Source organism: Streptomyces sp. CoH27, from assembly GCF_020181035.1.
In the GTDB taxonomy this organism is placed as follows: Bacteria; Actinomycetota; Actinomycetes; order Streptomycetales; family Streptomycetaceae; genus Streptomyces; species Streptomyces camelliae.
The window spans coordinates 306,098-320,355 of the sequence record NZ_JAIQYY010000005.1 but is presented as its reverse complement, the minus strand read 5'-3'; the positions used below and the strand labels follow the sequence as shown (position 1 = coordinate 320,355).

The window sequence follows — 14,258 nt, the reverse complement described above, 5'->3', positions numbered from 1 at the left end:
GTGGCGGCCGTCCGCCCCGGGTCGTCCCGCAGGACTGTCACGGGGATCAAGGGGAGTCAACTGATGTACGACTACGACCTGTTGGTCGTGGGGTCGGCCAACGCCGACCTGGTGATCGATGTCGAGCGGCGGCCGGCCGCCGGAGAGACGGTGCTCGGCGGTGACCTCGCCGTCCACCCGGGCGGCAAGGGCGCCAACCAGGCGGTCGCCGCCGCCCGGCTCGGTGCCGCTACGACCCTGCTGGCGCGGGTCGGCAACGACGGCCACGGCCGGCTGCTCCTCGACTCGCTGCGCTCGGCGGGCGTCGACACGGTCGGCGTGCTGGTGGGCGGGGCGCCGACGGGCGTGGCGCTGATAACCGTCGACCCTGAAGGGGACAACAGCATCGTGGTGTCCCCCGGGGCCAACGCCCGGCTCACCCCGGCGGACGTCCGGGCGGCGGGCAGCCTCTTCCACGCTTCCCGGGTGGTGTCGGCGCAGCTGGAGATCCCGCTGGAGACGGTGGTGGAGGTCGTACGGAACCTGTCTCCGGACAGCCGCTTCGTGCTGAACCCGTCGCCGCCGCGGCCGCTGTCCTCGGAGGTGCTGGCGGCCTGCGACCCGCTGATCGTCAACGAGCACGAGGCCCGGGTCGTCCTCGGCGACGCGTGCGTCAGCGAGGAGCCCGCGGACTGGGCGAGGCTGCTGCTGGCCAAGGGGCCGCGCTCGGTGGTCGTGACCCTGGGCGCGGAGGGGGCGCTGGTGTGCGACTCCTCCGGGGTGACGCGGGTGCCGTCGGTGAAGGTGGACGCGGTGGACACGACGGGGGCGGGCGACGCCTTCACGGCGGCTCTCGGCTGGAAGCTGGGGTCGGGTGCCTCTCTGGCGGAGGCGGCGCAGTACGCGGCCCGGGTCGGCGCCGCCGCGGTGACCAAGCGGGGCGCGCAGGAGTCGTACCCGACGGCGGAGGAGGTCGAGGCCCTGTGAAGAAGGCGGGGATCCTCAATCGTCATCTCGCCGGTGCGATAGCCGAGTTGGGGCACGGGGACGGGGTGCTGGTGTGTGACGCCGGTATGCCGATCCCGGCCGGGCCGCGGGTGGTGGACCTGGCGTTCCGGGCCGGTGTGCCGTCGTTCGCGGAGGTGCTGGACGGGCTGCTGGCCGAGCTGGTGGTGGAGGGCGCCACGGCCGCGCAGGAGCTGCGCGGGACCAACCGGGCGCTGCTGGAGGGCCACTTCGAGGACCTGGAGCTGGTCCCGCACGAGCGGCTGAAGGAACTCTCTGCGGGCGCCCGGCTGGTGGTCCGCACCGGGGAGGCGCGGCCGTACGCCAATGTGCTGTTGCGGTGCGGGGTGTTCTTCTAGCGGGCGTTCTTCTGGTGGGCGTTCTTCTGGCGGGCGTTCTTCTGGCGGGCGTTCTTCTAGCGGACCGGGTCCGGGGCGACGAGGGCACGCTCCCAGTGCTGGGTGTCGGCGTACTCGCGCATGCCGGTGATCTTTCCGGCGCGGACGGTGAAGACGCCGATGTTGTGCTCGTGGTAGGGCCTGCCGGTCCTGCCGGTCGCCCAGGAGTCCCACTCGACCAGCACCTGCTCGCCCTCGCCGAAGACGTTGGTGATCTTCAGGCCGATCTCGCGGTCGGGGTCCAGGTGGGCGAAGGCCGTCGCCAGGAATCCGTTGATGACCTGGTCCCGGCCCTGCCAGGTGCCGGAGATGGGCAGGTCACCGCCGTACCAGCAGATGCCGTCGTCGGCCCAGCTGTCCCAGATGGTCTCCTGGTCCCCGGCGGCGAGCGCCTCGAAGTAGCGCAGCACCACGTCCCTGGGTTCGTCGGACTCGGTGCGTTCGGTGCGCTCGGCGGTGGTCATGGCGGCGTCGGTTCCTCTCGGCTGCTTGTCCGGCTACTTGTCCGGCTACTTGTCGGCGGTGAGCGTGCCGGCGGCGCCCCAGCTGTCGGCCGGGACCTCGTTGATCCACACCTGGACGGTGTCGGCAGGGATCTTGTAGGCGTCCACGAAGGCGTCCGTGATGCGGGCGATCAGTTCGCGCTTGAGCTCGGTGCTGCGCGGGCCTTGCTGGACGGTGACGATGGGCATGTTCATCTCCTGAGATCGATGAGCGAGTTCCTGCGTGTTCCTGCGTGTTGCTGCGTGTTGCTGCGTGTTCCTTGTACGACCACCAGTTCACTCGATCCGGGGCGCGCGACCCAGGGCCACCTCGCGCACGCAGCGTTCACGATGCGTGATCGCTCGCGCCGACCGCACGGCAGGCGTCCAGGAAAGATCCGAGGCGGGCCGGGGGTGAGGTGCGGTGCACGGCGAGCGCGGTCGGCAGGACGAGGGGGGTCCCGTGCCCGCCGGCCTCCCGCACCGGCAGAAAGGCGACCCGCTCGGTGGCCAGTTGGGCGGCGTGGGACGCGTACACCACGCTCCAGCCGGGACTGCCCGCCCCCAGAGCTGCGAGGGTGTCCTGGAGCGAGCTGTGCGCCGGGCCGGGTACGGGCTCGAAGCCGGCGTCACGGCATGCGCCCACGACGAGATCCACCAGGGGCGGATTGTTGCGCCGCGCCGTCAGATACAGCGGCAGAGCGGCCAGCTCGGCCAGCTCCAGCTCGGCTTGCCGGGCCAGGACGTGCCGGGCGCCGAGGACCACCAGGAGCCGGTCCTGCCACACCGGAACGAGCCGGACTCCGTCGGGGCCCTCCTCCACCCCGCGCACGAAAGCGGCGTCCAGCTCGCCACGCGCCACCTGCTCCAGTCGTACGGCCGTGGGGGCCGAGGCCAGCTCCACCCGCAGCTCGGGGGCCTGAACGGCGAGCACCTCCAGCACCTGATCCAGCCGGTCCCCCATCCCGGTGCTGGTGCCCACCCGCAACCGGTCGGCGCGGGCGGCGGCGTAGTCGGCCACCGTCGCACGCGCCCGCTGCTCGGCCGCCAGCACCTCGCGCGCCGCCGGCAGGAACCGCTGCCCCGCCTCGGTCAGCCGCACCCGCCGCGGCGACCGGTCGAACAGGTCGGTGCCGAGCTCCCGTTCCAGCCGCCGCACCTGCTGGCTGACGGCCGACTGCACGATCAGCAGCCGTTCGGCGGCCCGCCCGAAGTGCAGTTCCTCGGCGACGGCCACGAAGTAGCGAAGTTGACGCAGTTCCATGGCCGTAGCTAAACAACCGCCGGGCCGACGGTCAGAGCCGGCCTGCCACGAAACCCGCCACCTGCGTGCCGAGTTGCTGTCCCGCGCGGTTGTCGAGAGAGGTGTGCTGGCCGGCCCAGATCCGGCTGAGCCACGCTTCGGTGGCGGCGTCCTGGAAGCCGGCGAAGGTGCGGGTGATGCCCTTCGACGTCACCGTGAGCCGGTGCCGCGCACCGTAGAGCCCGGCGAGCGTCGTTGCCGCCGCCTGGCTGAGGGCGGCGTGAGCGCTGGGGTAGGACGGATCCGGGGCGGTCTTCAACAGGGGGGTCCAGTTGGGGTCGCCGACGATGCGCGGGTTGTAGTGCGTACCGCCGAGCCGGATGGCGGTCACGGGCCGCCACACGCGGTAGGTGTACTTGGCGTCGTACGTCGCGATCGTGGTGTCGGCGAGGGAGAGGTCGAGCCGGGCGAAGACCTTCACCGCCTGCTCCAGGCTCGTGTTCTGCGAGGTGACCAGGTTCTGCGTGATCTGGTTCCAGACGTTCCAGACGGGCGCCGCCGACCAGAACTTCGCGGCCGCCGTCTGATCGGCGGTGCGGGTGGTACTGGTCTTGCTTCCCAGGCCCTTGACCTCGTTCAAGGCGGTGGCGTACGCCTCGCTGCTCACGGCCGGCGGTGCTGCCGGGCGGAACTGGCGTCCGCTGGTCAGCACGAACGGCTTGACCGAGCCCCAGTCGGTGAACACCGGTGCCGGATGGTCGGGAGGGGTGGGCCGGTAGTCACCGGCCTTGTCGCCGGGGTGGAACGGCGGCGGTGTCGCCGACGACCCGTCGTCGGACCGCAGGCTGATCAGCCTGCGGGCGACCTCGGCTCCCACAGCCGTGCCCGCCTGCTTGTCCGGGCCGCCCGGAATCGCGGACAGCTGGCTCCTCAGCCGCTGGTCCACGCCCGCGCGCTTGCCCGGGTACAGGGCGACCAGCACATCGTGGGCCGCCTGGTCCGCCGCGGCATCCGCACGAGCGCCTCGCGGCGCCGACACCGAGAACAGGTAGGCGGGGCCGCCCCGGCTGATCGACACCACCGCGTCGTACTCGGCGGCCTGGAGGAGCGCGAAGCTGCGCGTGGGCTGGACGGTGGCGGGCTGCGCTTTCGGATCGCCGAGGATGGTGATGAGCTCGCGGTTCCATTCCACGACCGACGTCCCCGACGCCGTGGCCGACGCCCTGGGCGCCGTGGATGAGGGAGCGGCGCCGGCTGCGAATGCGGGGCTGGTGAGTCCGGCTGCCAGCGCGGCTCCGGTCAGTACGGCGAGTGTCTTCCGCAACCCGATCACCTCTTCACGTCATCGAGGTCGCTCGCCAGATCCAGCCTGCGGGGACCCGATCCGCGCCGCAACTCCGGCATCATGGTCAGGCTGGCCAAGGCGTGCGCCTCGGCAAAACGCCACCGGTCCTACCCTCAACTTCTCGACCGACGGCTGGGCCGCGTTCGTCGGGGCCGTGCGGGACGGGCGTATCAGTAGCTGACACCCCGGAAGTGCAGAAACGCGGTCCGCAGTTCGGAATCGCGGAGGAGGTCGAGGACCTCCTCCTCCCCCGCGAACAGGGCATCGGCCGCCGGATGGCCGGCGGCCGCGGATCCTTCAGTCCGCCATGTGCTCCACGAACCGCTCCGCCGTCTCCGCCAGCACCTCTCGCCCGTCCCGGGCCCACAGCGCGTCGTTGAAGAGTTCGACCTCGATCGGGCCCGTGTAGCCGGCGGCCTCCACGTACCCCTTCCACTCCCGCATGTCGATCGCGCCGTCGCCGATCTGGCCGCGGCCGTTGAGGACGCCCTCCGGCAACGGGGTGGTCCAGTCGGCGAGCTGGAAGGTGTGGATGCGATCGCTCGCGCCCGCCCGTGCGATCTGGGCCGGGGCCTGGTCGTCCCACCAGATGTGGTACGTGTCCACCGTCACCCCGACCTGGTGCGCCGGGAAACGCTCGGCGATGTCCAGGGCCTGGGCCAGGGTGGAGACCACGCAGCGGTCCGAGGCGTACATGGGGTGCAGGGGCTCGATGGCCAGGCGGACGCCGTGCTGCTCGGCGTACGGCCCGAGTTCGGCCAGGGCGTCGGCGATGCGTTCGCGGGCCGCCCGCAGGTCCTTGCTGCCGGCGGGGAGGCCGCCGGAGACCAGGACCAGGGTGTCGGTGCCGAGGGTCGCCGCCTCCTCGATGGCGCGCCGGTTGTCGGCCAGCGCCGCCGCGCGAGCCTCCGGGTCGATCGCCGTGAAGAAGCCGCCCCGGCACAGGGTCGTCACCGTCAGGCCCGCCTCACGGATGAGCTTGGCCGTCGCCTCCACGCCGTACGCCTGGACCGGTTCGCGCCACAGGCCTACCTGGCTCACGCCCAACTGGCCGCAGACATCGGCCAGTTCCGGCAGGGACAGCTGCTTCACCGTCATCTGGTTGATGCTGAACCGGGAGAGATCGGTCATCGGTCCACCCCGTACAGCGACAGCAGGTTCTTCATCCGCTCCTCCGCCAGCTTCGGGTCCGGGAACAGGCCCAGGCCGTCGGCGAGTTCGTAGGCGCGGGCCAGATGCGGCAGGGAGCGGGCCGACTGGAGGCCGCCGACCATCGTGAAGTGCGACTGGTGGCCCGCGAGCCAGGCCAGGAAGACCACGCCCGTCTTGTAGAAGCGGGTCGGGGTCTGGAAGAGGTGGCGGGAGAGGTCGACCGTCGGGTCCAGCAGGGCTCGGAAGCCGGTCACGTCGCCCGTGTCCAGGACCCGTACCGCCTGCGCCGCCAGGGGGCCCAGCGGGTCGAAGATGCCCAGCAGGGCGTGGCTGAAGCCCTGGTCGTCGCCCGCGATCAGCTCGGGGTAGTTGAAGTCGTCGCCGGTGTAGCAGCGGACGCCCTGCGGGAGGCGGCGGCGCAGGTCGATCTCGCGCTGGGCGTCCAGGAGCGACACCTTGATGCCGTCCACCTTGTCCGGGTGGGCGGCGATGACCTCCAGGAACACCTCCGTCGCCGCGTCGAGGTCGGCCGAGCCCCAGTAGCCCCCCAGCGCCGGGTCGAACATCGGGCCCAGCCAGTGCAGGATCACCGGCTCGGCGGACTGGCGCAGCAGATGGCCGTAGATCTCCAGGTAGTCCTCGGGGCCCGAGGCCACGGCGGCCAGGGCTCGCGACGCCATCAGGATCGCCTGGGCGCCGGACTCCTCCACCACGGCCAGCTGTTCCTCGTAGGCCGCGCGGATGTCGGCGAGTGTGCCGCCCGTGATCTGGTCGGTGCCGACCCCGCAGGCGATGCGGCCGCCGACCGAACGCGCCTCCGCCGCGCTGCGGCGGATCAGTTCGGCCGCGCCCACCCAGTCCAGGCCCATGCCGCGCTGGGCGGTGTCCATCGCCTCGGCGACACCGAGCCCGTGGGACCACAGGTGGCGGCGGAAGGCGAGGGTGGCGTCCCAGTCGACGGCCGCGGGCGAGTCGGGGGTCGTGTCCGCGTAAGGGTCCGCGACGACGTGGGCCGCCGAGAAGACCGTACGGGAGCTGAAGGGGGTGCCCGACGAGAACAGGAGGGGTTCGGTGCGCGGCTCGTACGTCCGCAACGTGCCGTCCGCCGACGGGAGTTGGATGGTCACAGCGAGATCTCCGGTACGTCGAGGCGGCGGCCCTCGGCGGAGGACTTCAGGCCCAGTTCGGCGAGCTGCACACCGCGGGCGCCGGCGAGCAGGTCCCAGTGGTACGGCGCGTCGGCGTAGACGTGCTTGAGGAACAGCTCCCACTGGGCCTTGAAGCCGTTGTCGAAGTCGCCGTTGTCCGGCACTTCCTGCCACTGGTCGCGGAAGACCTCGGTGGCGGGGATGTCCGGGTTCCATACCGGCTTGGGGGTCGCCGACCTGTGCTGGACCCGGCAGTTCCTGAGTCCCGCCACCGCCGAGCCCTCGGTGCCGTCGACCTGGAACTCCACCAGCTCGTCGCGGTTGACCCGGACCGCCCAGGAGGAGTTGATCTGGGCGATCGCACCGCCCTCCAGCTCGAAGACGCCGTACGCCGCGTCGTCCGCCGTCGCGTCGTAGGGCTTGCCCTGCTCGTCCCAGCGCTGCGGGATGTGGGTGGTGGCGAGGGCCTGGACGGAGGTGACGCGGCCGAACAGCTCGTGCAGGACGTACTCCCAGTGCGGGAACATGTCGACGACGATGCCGCCGCCGTCCTCGGCGCGGTAGTTCCAGGAGGGACGCTGGGCCGGCTGCCAGTCGCCCTCGAAGACCCAGTAGCCGAACTCGCCCCGGACGGACAGGATCCGGCCGAAGAAGCCGCCGTCGATGAGCCGCTTCAGCTTCAGCAGGCCCGGCAGGAAGATCTTGTCCTGGACGACGCCGTGCTTGATGCCCTTGTCGTGGGCGAGGCGGGCGAGGTCGAGGGCGCCCTCCAGCCCGGTGGCGGTGGGCTTCTCGGTGTAGATGTGCTTTCCGGCCGCGATCGCCTTCTTGATCGACTCCTCGCGGGCCGAGGTGACCTGGGAGTCGAAGTAGATGTCCACGGAAGGATCGGCCAGCACCGCGTCCAGGTCCGTCGAGATGTGCTCCAGGCCGTGGCGCTCGGCGATCTCCTGGAGCGCGTGTTCGCGGCGGCCGAGCAGGATCGGCTCCGGCCACAGCACGGTGCCGTCGCCGAGGTCGAGGCCGCCCTGCTCGCGCAGGGCGAGGATCGACCGGACGAGGTGCTGGCGGTAGCCCATGCGCCCGGTCACGCCGTTCATGGCGATACGCACCGTCTTGCGTGTCACGTCAGTCCCCTCATATACGGGTACAGCAAGCGCTTTCTATCACCTGAGAAGCTAGCCTCTGAACAGTGGTCTGTACAAGACCGTTGCCCCTTCGAGTTGTTCGAGGGGGCGAACAAACGGGGTCCATGGCTCTAAGGTCTGCTGGAAGATCTGCTGGAGATCTGCTCGGAACCAGGAGCAGTGCCCGGCTGTCTACGAGGGCGTACGACACGAAGCGCGACCGGAGGACGACGACATGACGGTGACCCTGGCGGATGTGGCGGCCCGCGCCCAGGTCTCCCCCGCGACGGTGTCGCGCGTACTGAACGGCAACTACCCGGTGGCCGCCTCCACGCGAGAACGGGTGCTGCGGGCGGTGGACGAGCTGGACTACGTCCTCAACGGTCCCGCCAGCGCGCTGGCCGCCGCCACGTCCGACCTGGTCGGGATCCTGGTGAACGACATCGCGGACCCCTTCTTCGGGATCATGGCGTCCGCGATCCAGGCCGAGATCGGCGGACCCGGCGGCCGGGCGGGCGGCGAGCGGCTGGCCGTCGTCTGCAACACCGGGGGGTCGCCCGAGCGGGAGCTGACCTATCTGACGCTGCTCCAGCGGCAGCGTGCGGCGGCCGTGGTGCTGACCGGCGGCGCGATGGAGAACGTGCCGCACGCGGCGGCGGTCTCGGCGAAGCTGCGCAAGCTGGCGGAGGCCGGGACGCGGGTGGTGCTGTGCGGGCGGCCGCCGGTGCCCGGCACCGATGCCGTGGCGCTCACCTTCGACAACCGCGGGGGCGCGCACCGGCTGACCGAGCATCTGCTCGGGCTCGGTCACCGGCGGCTCGGGTACATCGCGGGGCCGGAGGAGCGGACGACGACACGACATCGGCTGGAGGGACACCGGGCGGCGCTGGCCACGGCGGGGATAGAGGAGGATCCGCGCTGGACGGTGTACGGCCGCTACGACCGCCGGTCCGGGTACGAGGCCACGCTGGAATTGCTGCGGCGGGATCCCGGGCTGACGGCGATCGTCGCGGCGAACGACTCCGTCGCGCTGGGGGCGTGTGCGGCGCTGCGGGAGTCGGGGCTGCGGATTCCGGACGATGTCTCTGTCGCCGGGTTCGACGATCTGCCGTTCAGCGTGGATGCGGTGCCTGCGCTCACGACGGTGCGGTTGCCGCTGGCGGAGGCGGGGGCGCGGGCCGGGCGGATCGCGATGGGGCGGGAGGAGCCGCCCCCCGGCGGGATCGCGACGGTTCGCGGGGAGTTGATGGTGCGGGGGTCTTCGGGGGTGCCCCGGGCTTGAGCGGCCCACCTGGGGGCTCCGCCCCCCATCCCCGGCCTGTGCCCATCCGCCACCCGACCCGGTCGGCCGAGGGGTGACCCGCCCGGGGTTCGTTCTCCGGCCGGCCGAGAGGTGACCCGCCCGGGGTTCGTTCTCCGGCCGGCCGGGAAGCGAGCCGTCCTCCCCGCGATCCTCCCCGCGACCCTCCCCGCGCTCCCTCGCCGTCACCCGTGAAGTGACCGCCCCAGCAGCGGCAGCGGTGCCTCGCCCCTCCTCCTGTCGCGGTACCAGCGGCGGCCCCTGTCGTAGGCCAGGCGGGCCTTGCGTACGGGCGGGATCTGGGTGGCCAGGTGGACCTGGTAACGCCAGGGGGATTGTTTGCCGGTGCGGACCGACATGGCGTAGGCGAAGGAGACCGGGTCGCGGTCCAGGTAGTCGTCGAGTTGCTCGAACCAGGCCATGCTGGAGCGGGCGCCGGCCTGGACGGGGTGGAGTTCCTCGCGGCGGTGCTGGTCGTAGGCGCGCAGGGCCGCGCGGGGATCCGCGTGGTGGGCCAGGCTGTGGGCCAGCACGATCGCGTCGATCATCGCGAGCCGGGTGCCGGAGCCCAGGGTGAAGTGGGTGGTGTGGGCGGCGTCGCCGGCCAGGACGACGAGCCTGCCGTCGGTGTCGTCGAACCAGGTCTCGTTGCTGATGTGGGTGAAGCGCTGCCATTTCGCCGGGGCGCCGCGGGACCGGCTGATGAGGGAGTGGCCGTCCAGGGCCCGGTGGAAGATCTTCTCCAGCAGGGGTACGGCCTCCTCGGTCTCCATCGAGTCGAGGCCCAGGCCCTGCCAGGTTTGTGGGGAGCACTCCACTATGCAGGTGCTGATCCCGCGGATCGACGGGTAGGCGTGGAACCAGACCCAGCCGGCCTCGGTCTCCTCGAAGCAGAACACGAAGCTGTCGAACTGCCGGTCCGTGCCGAGCCAGATGTAGGGGTTGCGGCCGGTCTCGGTCTTCGTGCCGAAGTGCTCGGCGCGACTCTGCCGGATCCGGCTGCTCGCGCCGTCGGCGGCCACGATCAGGTCGGCCTCGGGCAGCTCGGCAGGGTCGGCCAGATACTCCCCGTGCCGTACGTCCACACCGAGCGACCGGGCGCGCCGGGTCAGCGCGTCCAGGAGGGAGGCGCGGCCCATGCTGTAGCCGTAGCCCCCGAAGTACGCCGTACCGTCGTGCCGGCTGCCGTGCAGCTGGATCTCCTGCCCCTCCCAGAGCACGGAGCCGGCGCTCACCGCCCGCGCGCTCTCGGGGTCGTTGCCGTGCAGGATGTCCAGCAGGTCGTTCCAGTACACGACGCCCCAGCCGTAGGTGGCCTCGGGCGGGTCGCGTTCGATCACCGTGATCTCGTGCCCGGCGTCCCTGAGTTTCGCCGAGATCGAGAAGTACAGCCCGGCCGGGCCTCCGCCCACGCAGACGATCCTCATCCGGTCACCGCCTTCACCACTGCCTTCACCCCTACGGGGATTCCCTGTGCGGAGGGCATATGGATCCGGGTGCCCGTGAGCCGGGCACCCGGATCCACCCTTCGTCTTCGTTGTCGTCAGGGGGGTGTCACGTCACAGCTGGTGGTCAGTCGCCCCAACCCCAGCCGCCTTCGTCACCCCAGCCCCAGCCGCCGTGGTCTCCCCAACCCCAGCCGCCGTGGTCTCCCCAACCCCAGCCGCCGCCGTCGCCCCAGCCCCAGCCGCCGCCGTGGTCTCCCCAACCCCAGCCGCCGCCGTCGTGCTGGACAGCCGTGGTCGGAGCTGCGGTCGTGGCGGCGCTGGCGACTCCGGCCCCGGCCGCGAGTGCCAGGATGGGGGCCGAGCAGACAGCGATGGCCACTCTCTTGATACGGGTGGTGTGCGCGCGCATGGTGTGCCCCTCTCCGAGGGTGTGATTTCTCTTTCGACGGCCGCGATCGGGGCCGTTCTCCTGGCGCTCCAGAGCCTGCGCGCAGCTCCGAGCGGGGGTCCGCCGCCCGCAAAGGCGATCTGCGGCGGATCCGTCACTTCCGGTTCTAAACGGACATAAGTGACGTTCGTGTTTAAACCTACGATGAGAGAGCGGGGAAGTCAAAAGCAGGCCGCGGCGAGAGAAGATAACTGCAAGAGAAGTCAAGGTAGTTCAAGATTTCAACCATCGGTGCCGCAGGAAACCATCGCCGCAGGAAACCATCGGGGTCCAGCCATGACCGTCCAGACCATCGCCGAGTGCCGGTTGCTGTACGAACTCGCGCACACCGCGGACAGCGACGAGGCCGGGCTGCGGACCCGACTCGGGCTGGACGCCGCACACGTGAGCCGGACACTCGACTCCCTCGCGGCGGCCGGACTGGTCGAGCGGGCCCCCGCCGGGACGCGCGTGGCACTCACCGCGCGCGGACGGGCCGCCGCCGGGCTGCTCGCCGAGCGGGCCCGGGAAACGCTCCGTACCTTCCTCGGCAGCCCGGCCCCGCAGGGTTCCGCAGGGGTCGCGCTGCGTGAGCCCCGGCCCGGTGACCTGGGGTGGATCGTGCAGCGCAATGCCGCGCTGTACGCCGCCGAGTACGGCTGGAACGCCGACTACGAGGGGCTGGTGGCCCGGATCGTGGCCGACTTCGCCGAGGACCACGATCCCCATCTGGAGCGGGTGTGGATCGCGGAGCTGGCGGGGCGGCCCGCGGGATGCGTGATGTGCGTACGGGACGACGCGCCCGGCACCGCACGGCTGCGGCTGCTGCTGGTCGAGCCGGAGGCACGGGGGCTCGGCCTCGGGGACCGGCTGGTCGGCGCGGTCGTGGACTTCGCGCGCGGGGTCGGCTACCGGGACCTGGTGCTGTGGACGAACGACGTGCTCGGCGCCGCCCGGCGCATCTACCAGCGGCACGGTTTCGTGCTCACCGCGGAGAAACCGCACCGCTCCTTCGGCAAGGACCTGATCGGCCAGGACTGGCGCCTGGATCTGCACCGATCGGGCGAGTGACGAGTAGGGTCCGTGACCATGAAGCTAGCCTTCTCCACCCTCGGGGTTCCCGGCCTGCCGGTGCCGGACGTCCTGGCGCTCGCGACCGCGCACGGCTACCACGGCGTCGAACTGCGCGCGCATCCGGAGGAGCCGGTGCATCCGGGCCTCTCGGCGGCCGGGCGGGCGGATGTCGCCGCCGAGTTCAAGGCGGCCGGGGTCGAAGTCCTGGGCATTGCCGGGTATGCGCGCGTCGCGGCGCCCGGCGAGGACGCCCCGGTCGTCGACGAGATCCGCCAACTCCTCCATCTCGCCCATGACATGGGCGCTCCCTTCATCCGGGTCTTCCCCGGCGCCGACCCGGCCCTGCCCGCCGCCGAGTCCGACGCGGCCGCCGCCCGGCGGCTCGGCACGGTCGCCGAGGACGCCGCCGCGCTCGAAGTACGCGTCCTGCTGGAGACCCATGACTCCCACCGCACCGGAGCCGCCGCGATCCGTGTCCTGGGGCCGGTCGGACACGGCCACGTCGGCGCGCTGTGGGACGTGATGCACACCTGGCTGGGCGGCGAACAGCCCGCGGAGACCTACGCCGCACTCGCTCCACACCTGGGATACGTGCAGGTCAAGGACATCGCCTCGGCCGAGGACACGACCCCGCTGCCGCTCGGGGCGGGGGTGCTTCCGCTCACCGAGTGCGTGGACGTCCTGTGCCGCAACGGCTGGGACGGGTGGCTGTGCTGGGAGTACGAGAAGCGGTGGTACGAGTCGGCTGCGCCGCTTCCCGAGTTGCTGGGCGGGGGACGGCAGCATCTGCTGAGGCTGCTCGGCGAGGCGGCGTAGGTCAGCCCAGCTGTGCGAACGCCTCATGGAACCCCGGGAAGGTCTTGCGTACGCAACCGGGGTCGTCGTACGTGATGCCAGGTGTGCGCAGGGCGGTCACGGCGAAGGACATGACGATGCGGTGGTCGCCGTAGGTCTTGATCTCGACGTCCCGCAGCGGGCTGCCCGGCTGGATCTCGATCCAGTCCGGGCCGGTCGTCGCCGTCACGCCGAGCCGCCGGAGGTTGTCCGCGCAGGCCTCCAGACGGTCGCACTCCTTCACCCGGGTGTTGGCCACGTCCTCGATGCGCACGGGTCCGTCGGCGAACGGGGCGATCGCGGCCAGGGTCGGCATGGTGTCGGAGATGTCCCGCATGTTGACGGTGAGTCCGCGCAGAACTCCCGTGCCGCGTACGGTCGTCCGGTCCGCCCCGGTCTCCACCTCGGCGCCCATCCGGCGCAGCACCTCCACGAACCGCAGGTCGCCCTGGAGCGCGCCCGTGCCGAGGCCCGGGACGGTCACCTCGCGGCCCGGGGTGACGGCGGCCGCGGCGAAGAAGTAGCTGGCGGTGGAGGCGTCCGGCTCGACGGCGTAGGTGGTGGCCCGGTAGCCGCCCGGCGGGACGGCGTACACGTCGCCGTCCCGGACGACCTCCACCCCGAATGCCCGCATCATCGCGAGCGTGATCTCCACGTACGGCGCCGAGACCAGCTCGGTCACCCGGATCCTGAGGCCGGTGCGGGTGAGTGGGCCCAGCAGGAGGAGGGCGGTCAGGTACTGGGAGGAGAGGCCGGCGTCCAGGACCACCTCGCCGCCCTCGACACCCGCCGCCCGGACGGTGAGCGGGTGGTGGCCCTCGGTCTCCTCGTGCCGCAGGTCGACGCCCAGGTCGCGCAGTGCGCGGGTGAGCGGGCCGAGGGGGCGGCGGCGCATCTGCGGGGAGGCGTCGAAGCGGTAGGTGCCGTGGCCGGCGGCGGCCAGGGTCGGCAGGAAGCGGGCAGTGGTGGCGCCGTCGCGGCAGTAGACGTCGGCCTCGGCGTGCGCCGGGCCCTGCGGGCGGCCGTCCACCTGCCAGGTGTCGGGGGTGCGGCCCACCCGGTAGCCGAGCCGGGTCAGGCCCTCCGCGAAGCCCTCGGTGTCGTCGGACCGCAGAGGCCGTACCAGGGTGCTGACACCGTCGGCGGCGGCCGCGAGGAAGAGGGCGCGGGCGGTGATGGACTTGGAACCGGGGATCTCGACTGCGGGCATGGCCCCCATGATGGCCGTACGGCCGCCCGCCGGGAGCCCGCTGTCCATGAACTGGGACACCGGAGTGGCCGGAACCGACCCCTGCC

Annotated in this window: 15 protein-coding genes; 5 read left to right on the top strand and 10 right to left on the bottom strand. The window is 71.7% G+C overall.

All coding sequences use genetic code 11. From position 1 onward, the window contains the following. The first annotated feature begins 63 nt into the window (after window positions 1-63). Together LE548_RS10385 and rbsD are read left to right on the top strand one after the other, a co-directional pair. Entirely contained in the window at window positions 64-966 is a 903-nt protein-coding gene (locus LE548_RS10385; protein ID WP_225096385.1) for a ribokinase, read from the top strand. Further along, window positions 963-1,343: a D-ribose pyranase gene (gene rbsD, locus LE548_RS10380; RefSeq protein ID WP_225096384.1), complete on the top strand. Its 381-nt coding sequence runs from the start codon at window positions 963-965 to the stop codon at window positions 1,341-1,343. The genes LE548_RS10385 and rbsD overlap by 4 nt, the downstream gene beginning before the upstream one ends. Before the next feature lie 56 nt (window positions 1,344-1,399). Here rbsD and LE548_RS10375 read toward each other — a convergent pair whose 3' ends face one another. The 7 genes from LE548_RS10375 to LE548_RS10345 form a co-directional block, all read right to left on the bottom strand. Next, entirely contained in the window at window positions 1,400-1,846 is a 447-nt protein-coding gene (locus LE548_RS10375; protein WP_225096383.1) for a nuclear transport factor 2 family protein, read from the bottom strand. 45 nt (window positions 1,847-1,891) lie between these two features. Beyond that, window positions 1,892-2,074 (bottom strand): 4-oxalocrotonate tautomerase DmpI, encoded by a 183-nt coding sequence (gene dmpI, locus LE548_RS10370; protein WP_361196183.1) that lies wholly within the window; start codon window positions 2,072-2,074, stop codon window positions 1,892-1,894. A 136-nt stretch (window positions 2,075-2,210) separates the two neighbouring features. Beyond that, complete coding sequence (locus LE548_RS10365) at window positions 2,211-3,128, bottom strand: LysR family transcriptional regulator (protein ID WP_225096381.1); 918 nt, start codon at window positions 3,126-3,128, stop codon at window positions 2,211-2,213. A gap of 31 nt (window positions 3,129-3,159) precedes the next feature. Next, the gene (locus LE548_RS10360) at window positions 3,160-4,431 is read right to left on the bottom strand and encodes a vanadium-dependent haloperoxidase (protein ID WP_225096380.1); all 1,272 of its coding nucleotides are present in this window, start codon (window positions 4,429-4,431) and stop codon (window positions 3,160-3,162) included. Window positions 4,432-4,749: 318 nt separating this feature from the next. Beyond that, complete coding sequence (locus LE548_RS10355; protein WP_225096379.1) at window positions 4,750-5,583, bottom strand: sugar phosphate isomerase/epimerase; 834 nt, start codon at window positions 5,581-5,583, stop codon at window positions 4,750-4,752. Then, on the bottom strand, window positions 5,580-6,731 hold the full coding sequence (locus LE548_RS10350; RefSeq protein ID WP_225096378.1) for a dihydrodipicolinate synthase family protein: 1,152 nt from the start codon (window positions 6,729-6,731) through the stop codon (window positions 5,580-5,582). Before LE548_RS10350 ends, LE548_RS10355 begins: the two co-directional genes overlap by 4 nt. Continuing rightward, on the bottom strand, window positions 6,728-7,879 hold the full coding sequence (locus tag LE548_RS10345; RefSeq protein WP_225096377.1) for a Gfo/Idh/MocA family protein: 1,152 nt from the start codon (window positions 7,877-7,879) through the stop codon (window positions 6,728-6,730). Before LE548_RS10345 ends, LE548_RS10350 begins: the two co-directional genes overlap by 4 nt. A gap of 235 nt (window positions 7,880-8,114) precedes the next feature. Here LE548_RS10345 and LE548_RS10340 point away from each other — a divergent pair, with 235 nt between their 5' ends. Continuing rightward, window positions 8,115-9,161, top strand: coding sequence for a LacI family DNA-binding transcriptional regulator (locus tag LE548_RS10340; RefSeq protein WP_225096376.1), 1,047 nt, complete (start codon window positions 8,115-8,117; stop codon window positions 9,159-9,161). A 203-nt stretch (window positions 9,162-9,364) separates the two neighbouring features. Here LE548_RS10340 and LE548_RS10335 read toward each other — a convergent pair whose 3' ends face one another. Continuing rightward, on the bottom strand, window positions 9,365-10,606 hold the full coding sequence (locus tag LE548_RS10335) for an FAD-dependent monooxygenase (protein ID WP_225096375.1): 1,242 nt from the start codon (window positions 10,604-10,606) through the stop codon (window positions 9,365-9,367). Between the two features lie 145 nt (window positions 10,607-10,751). Beyond that, the gene (locus tag LE548_RS10330) at window positions 10,752-11,036 is read right to left on the bottom strand and encodes a hypothetical protein (RefSeq protein WP_225096374.1); all 285 of its coding nucleotides are present in this window, start codon (window positions 11,034-11,036) and stop codon (window positions 10,752-10,754) included. A gap of 315 nt (window positions 11,037-11,351) precedes the next feature. Between LE548_RS10330 and LE548_RS10325 the strand changes: the two genes are divergently transcribed. Together LE548_RS10325 and LE548_RS10320 are read left to right on the top strand one after the other, a co-directional pair. Further along, on the top strand, window positions 11,352-12,125 hold the full coding sequence (locus LE548_RS10325) for a bifunctional helix-turn-helix transcriptional regulator/GNAT family N-acetyltransferase (RefSeq protein WP_225096373.1): 774 nt from the start codon (window positions 11,352-11,354) through the stop codon (window positions 12,123-12,125). 18 nt (window positions 12,126-12,143) lie between these two features. Continuing rightward, window positions 12,144-12,944: a sugar phosphate isomerase/epimerase gene (locus LE548_RS10320; protein WP_225096372.1), complete on the top strand. Its 801-nt coding sequence runs from the start codon at window positions 12,144-12,146 to the stop codon at window positions 12,942-12,944. Window position 12,945: 1 nt separating this feature from the next. On the opposite strand, the gene aroA is transcribed toward LE548_RS10320, so the two are convergent. Further along, window positions 12,946-14,172 (bottom strand): 3-phosphoshikimate 1-carboxyvinyltransferase, encoded by a 1,227-nt coding sequence (aroA, locus tag LE548_RS10315; RefSeq protein WP_225096371.1) that lies wholly within the window; start codon window positions 14,170-14,172, stop codon window positions 12,946-12,948. Window positions 14,173-14,258 lie beyond the last annotated feature (86 nt).

What these genes read in the sequence shown, in the direction of transcription:
- LE548_RS10335 (WP_225096375.1), bottom strand. Translation starts at nt 10,606, where the DNA reads ATGAGGATCGTCTGCGTGGGCGGAGGCCCGGCCGGGCTGTACTTCTCG.
- LE548_RS10365 (WP_225096381.1), bottom strand. Translation starts at nt 3,128, where the DNA reads ATGGAACTGCGTCAACTTCGCTACTTCGTGGCCGTCGCCGAGGAACTG.
- LE548_RS10330 (WP_225096374.1), bottom strand. Translation starts at nt 11,036, where the DNA reads ATGCGCGCGCACACCACCCGTATCAAGAGAGTGGCCATCGCTGTCTGC.
- LE548_RS10340 (WP_225096376.1), top strand. Translation starts at nt 8,115, where the DNA reads ATGACGGTGACCCTGGCGGATGTGGCGGCCCGCGCCCAGGTCTCCCCC.
- LE548_RS10355 (WP_225096379.1), bottom strand. Translation starts at nt 5,583, where the DNA reads ATGACCGATCTCTCCCGGTTCAGCATCAACCAGATGACGGTGAAGCAG.
- LE548_RS10375 (WP_225096383.1), bottom strand. Translation starts at nt 1,846, where the DNA reads ATGACCACCGCCGAGCGCACCGAACGCACCGAGTCCGACGAACCCAGG.
- aroA (WP_225096371.1), bottom strand. Translation starts at nt 14,172, where the DNA reads ATGCCCGCAGTCGAGATCCCCGGTTCCAAGTCCATCACCGCCCGCGCC.
- LE548_RS10320 (WP_225096372.1), top strand. Translation starts at nt 12,144, where the DNA reads ATGAAGCTAGCCTTCTCCACCCTCGGGGTTCCCGGCCTGCCGGTGCCG.
- LE548_RS10385 (WP_225096385.1), top strand. Translation starts at nt 64, where the DNA reads ATGTACGACTACGACCTGTTGGTCGTGGGGTCGGCCAACGCCGACCTG.
- LE548_RS10325 (WP_225096373.1), top strand. Translation starts at nt 11,352, where the DNA reads ATGACCGTCCAGACCATCGCCGAGTGCCGGTTGCTGTACGAACTCGCG.
- dmpI (WP_361196183.1), bottom strand. Translation starts at nt 2,074, where the DNA reads ATGCCCATCGTCACCGTCCAGCAAGGCCCGCGCAGCACCGAGCTCAAG.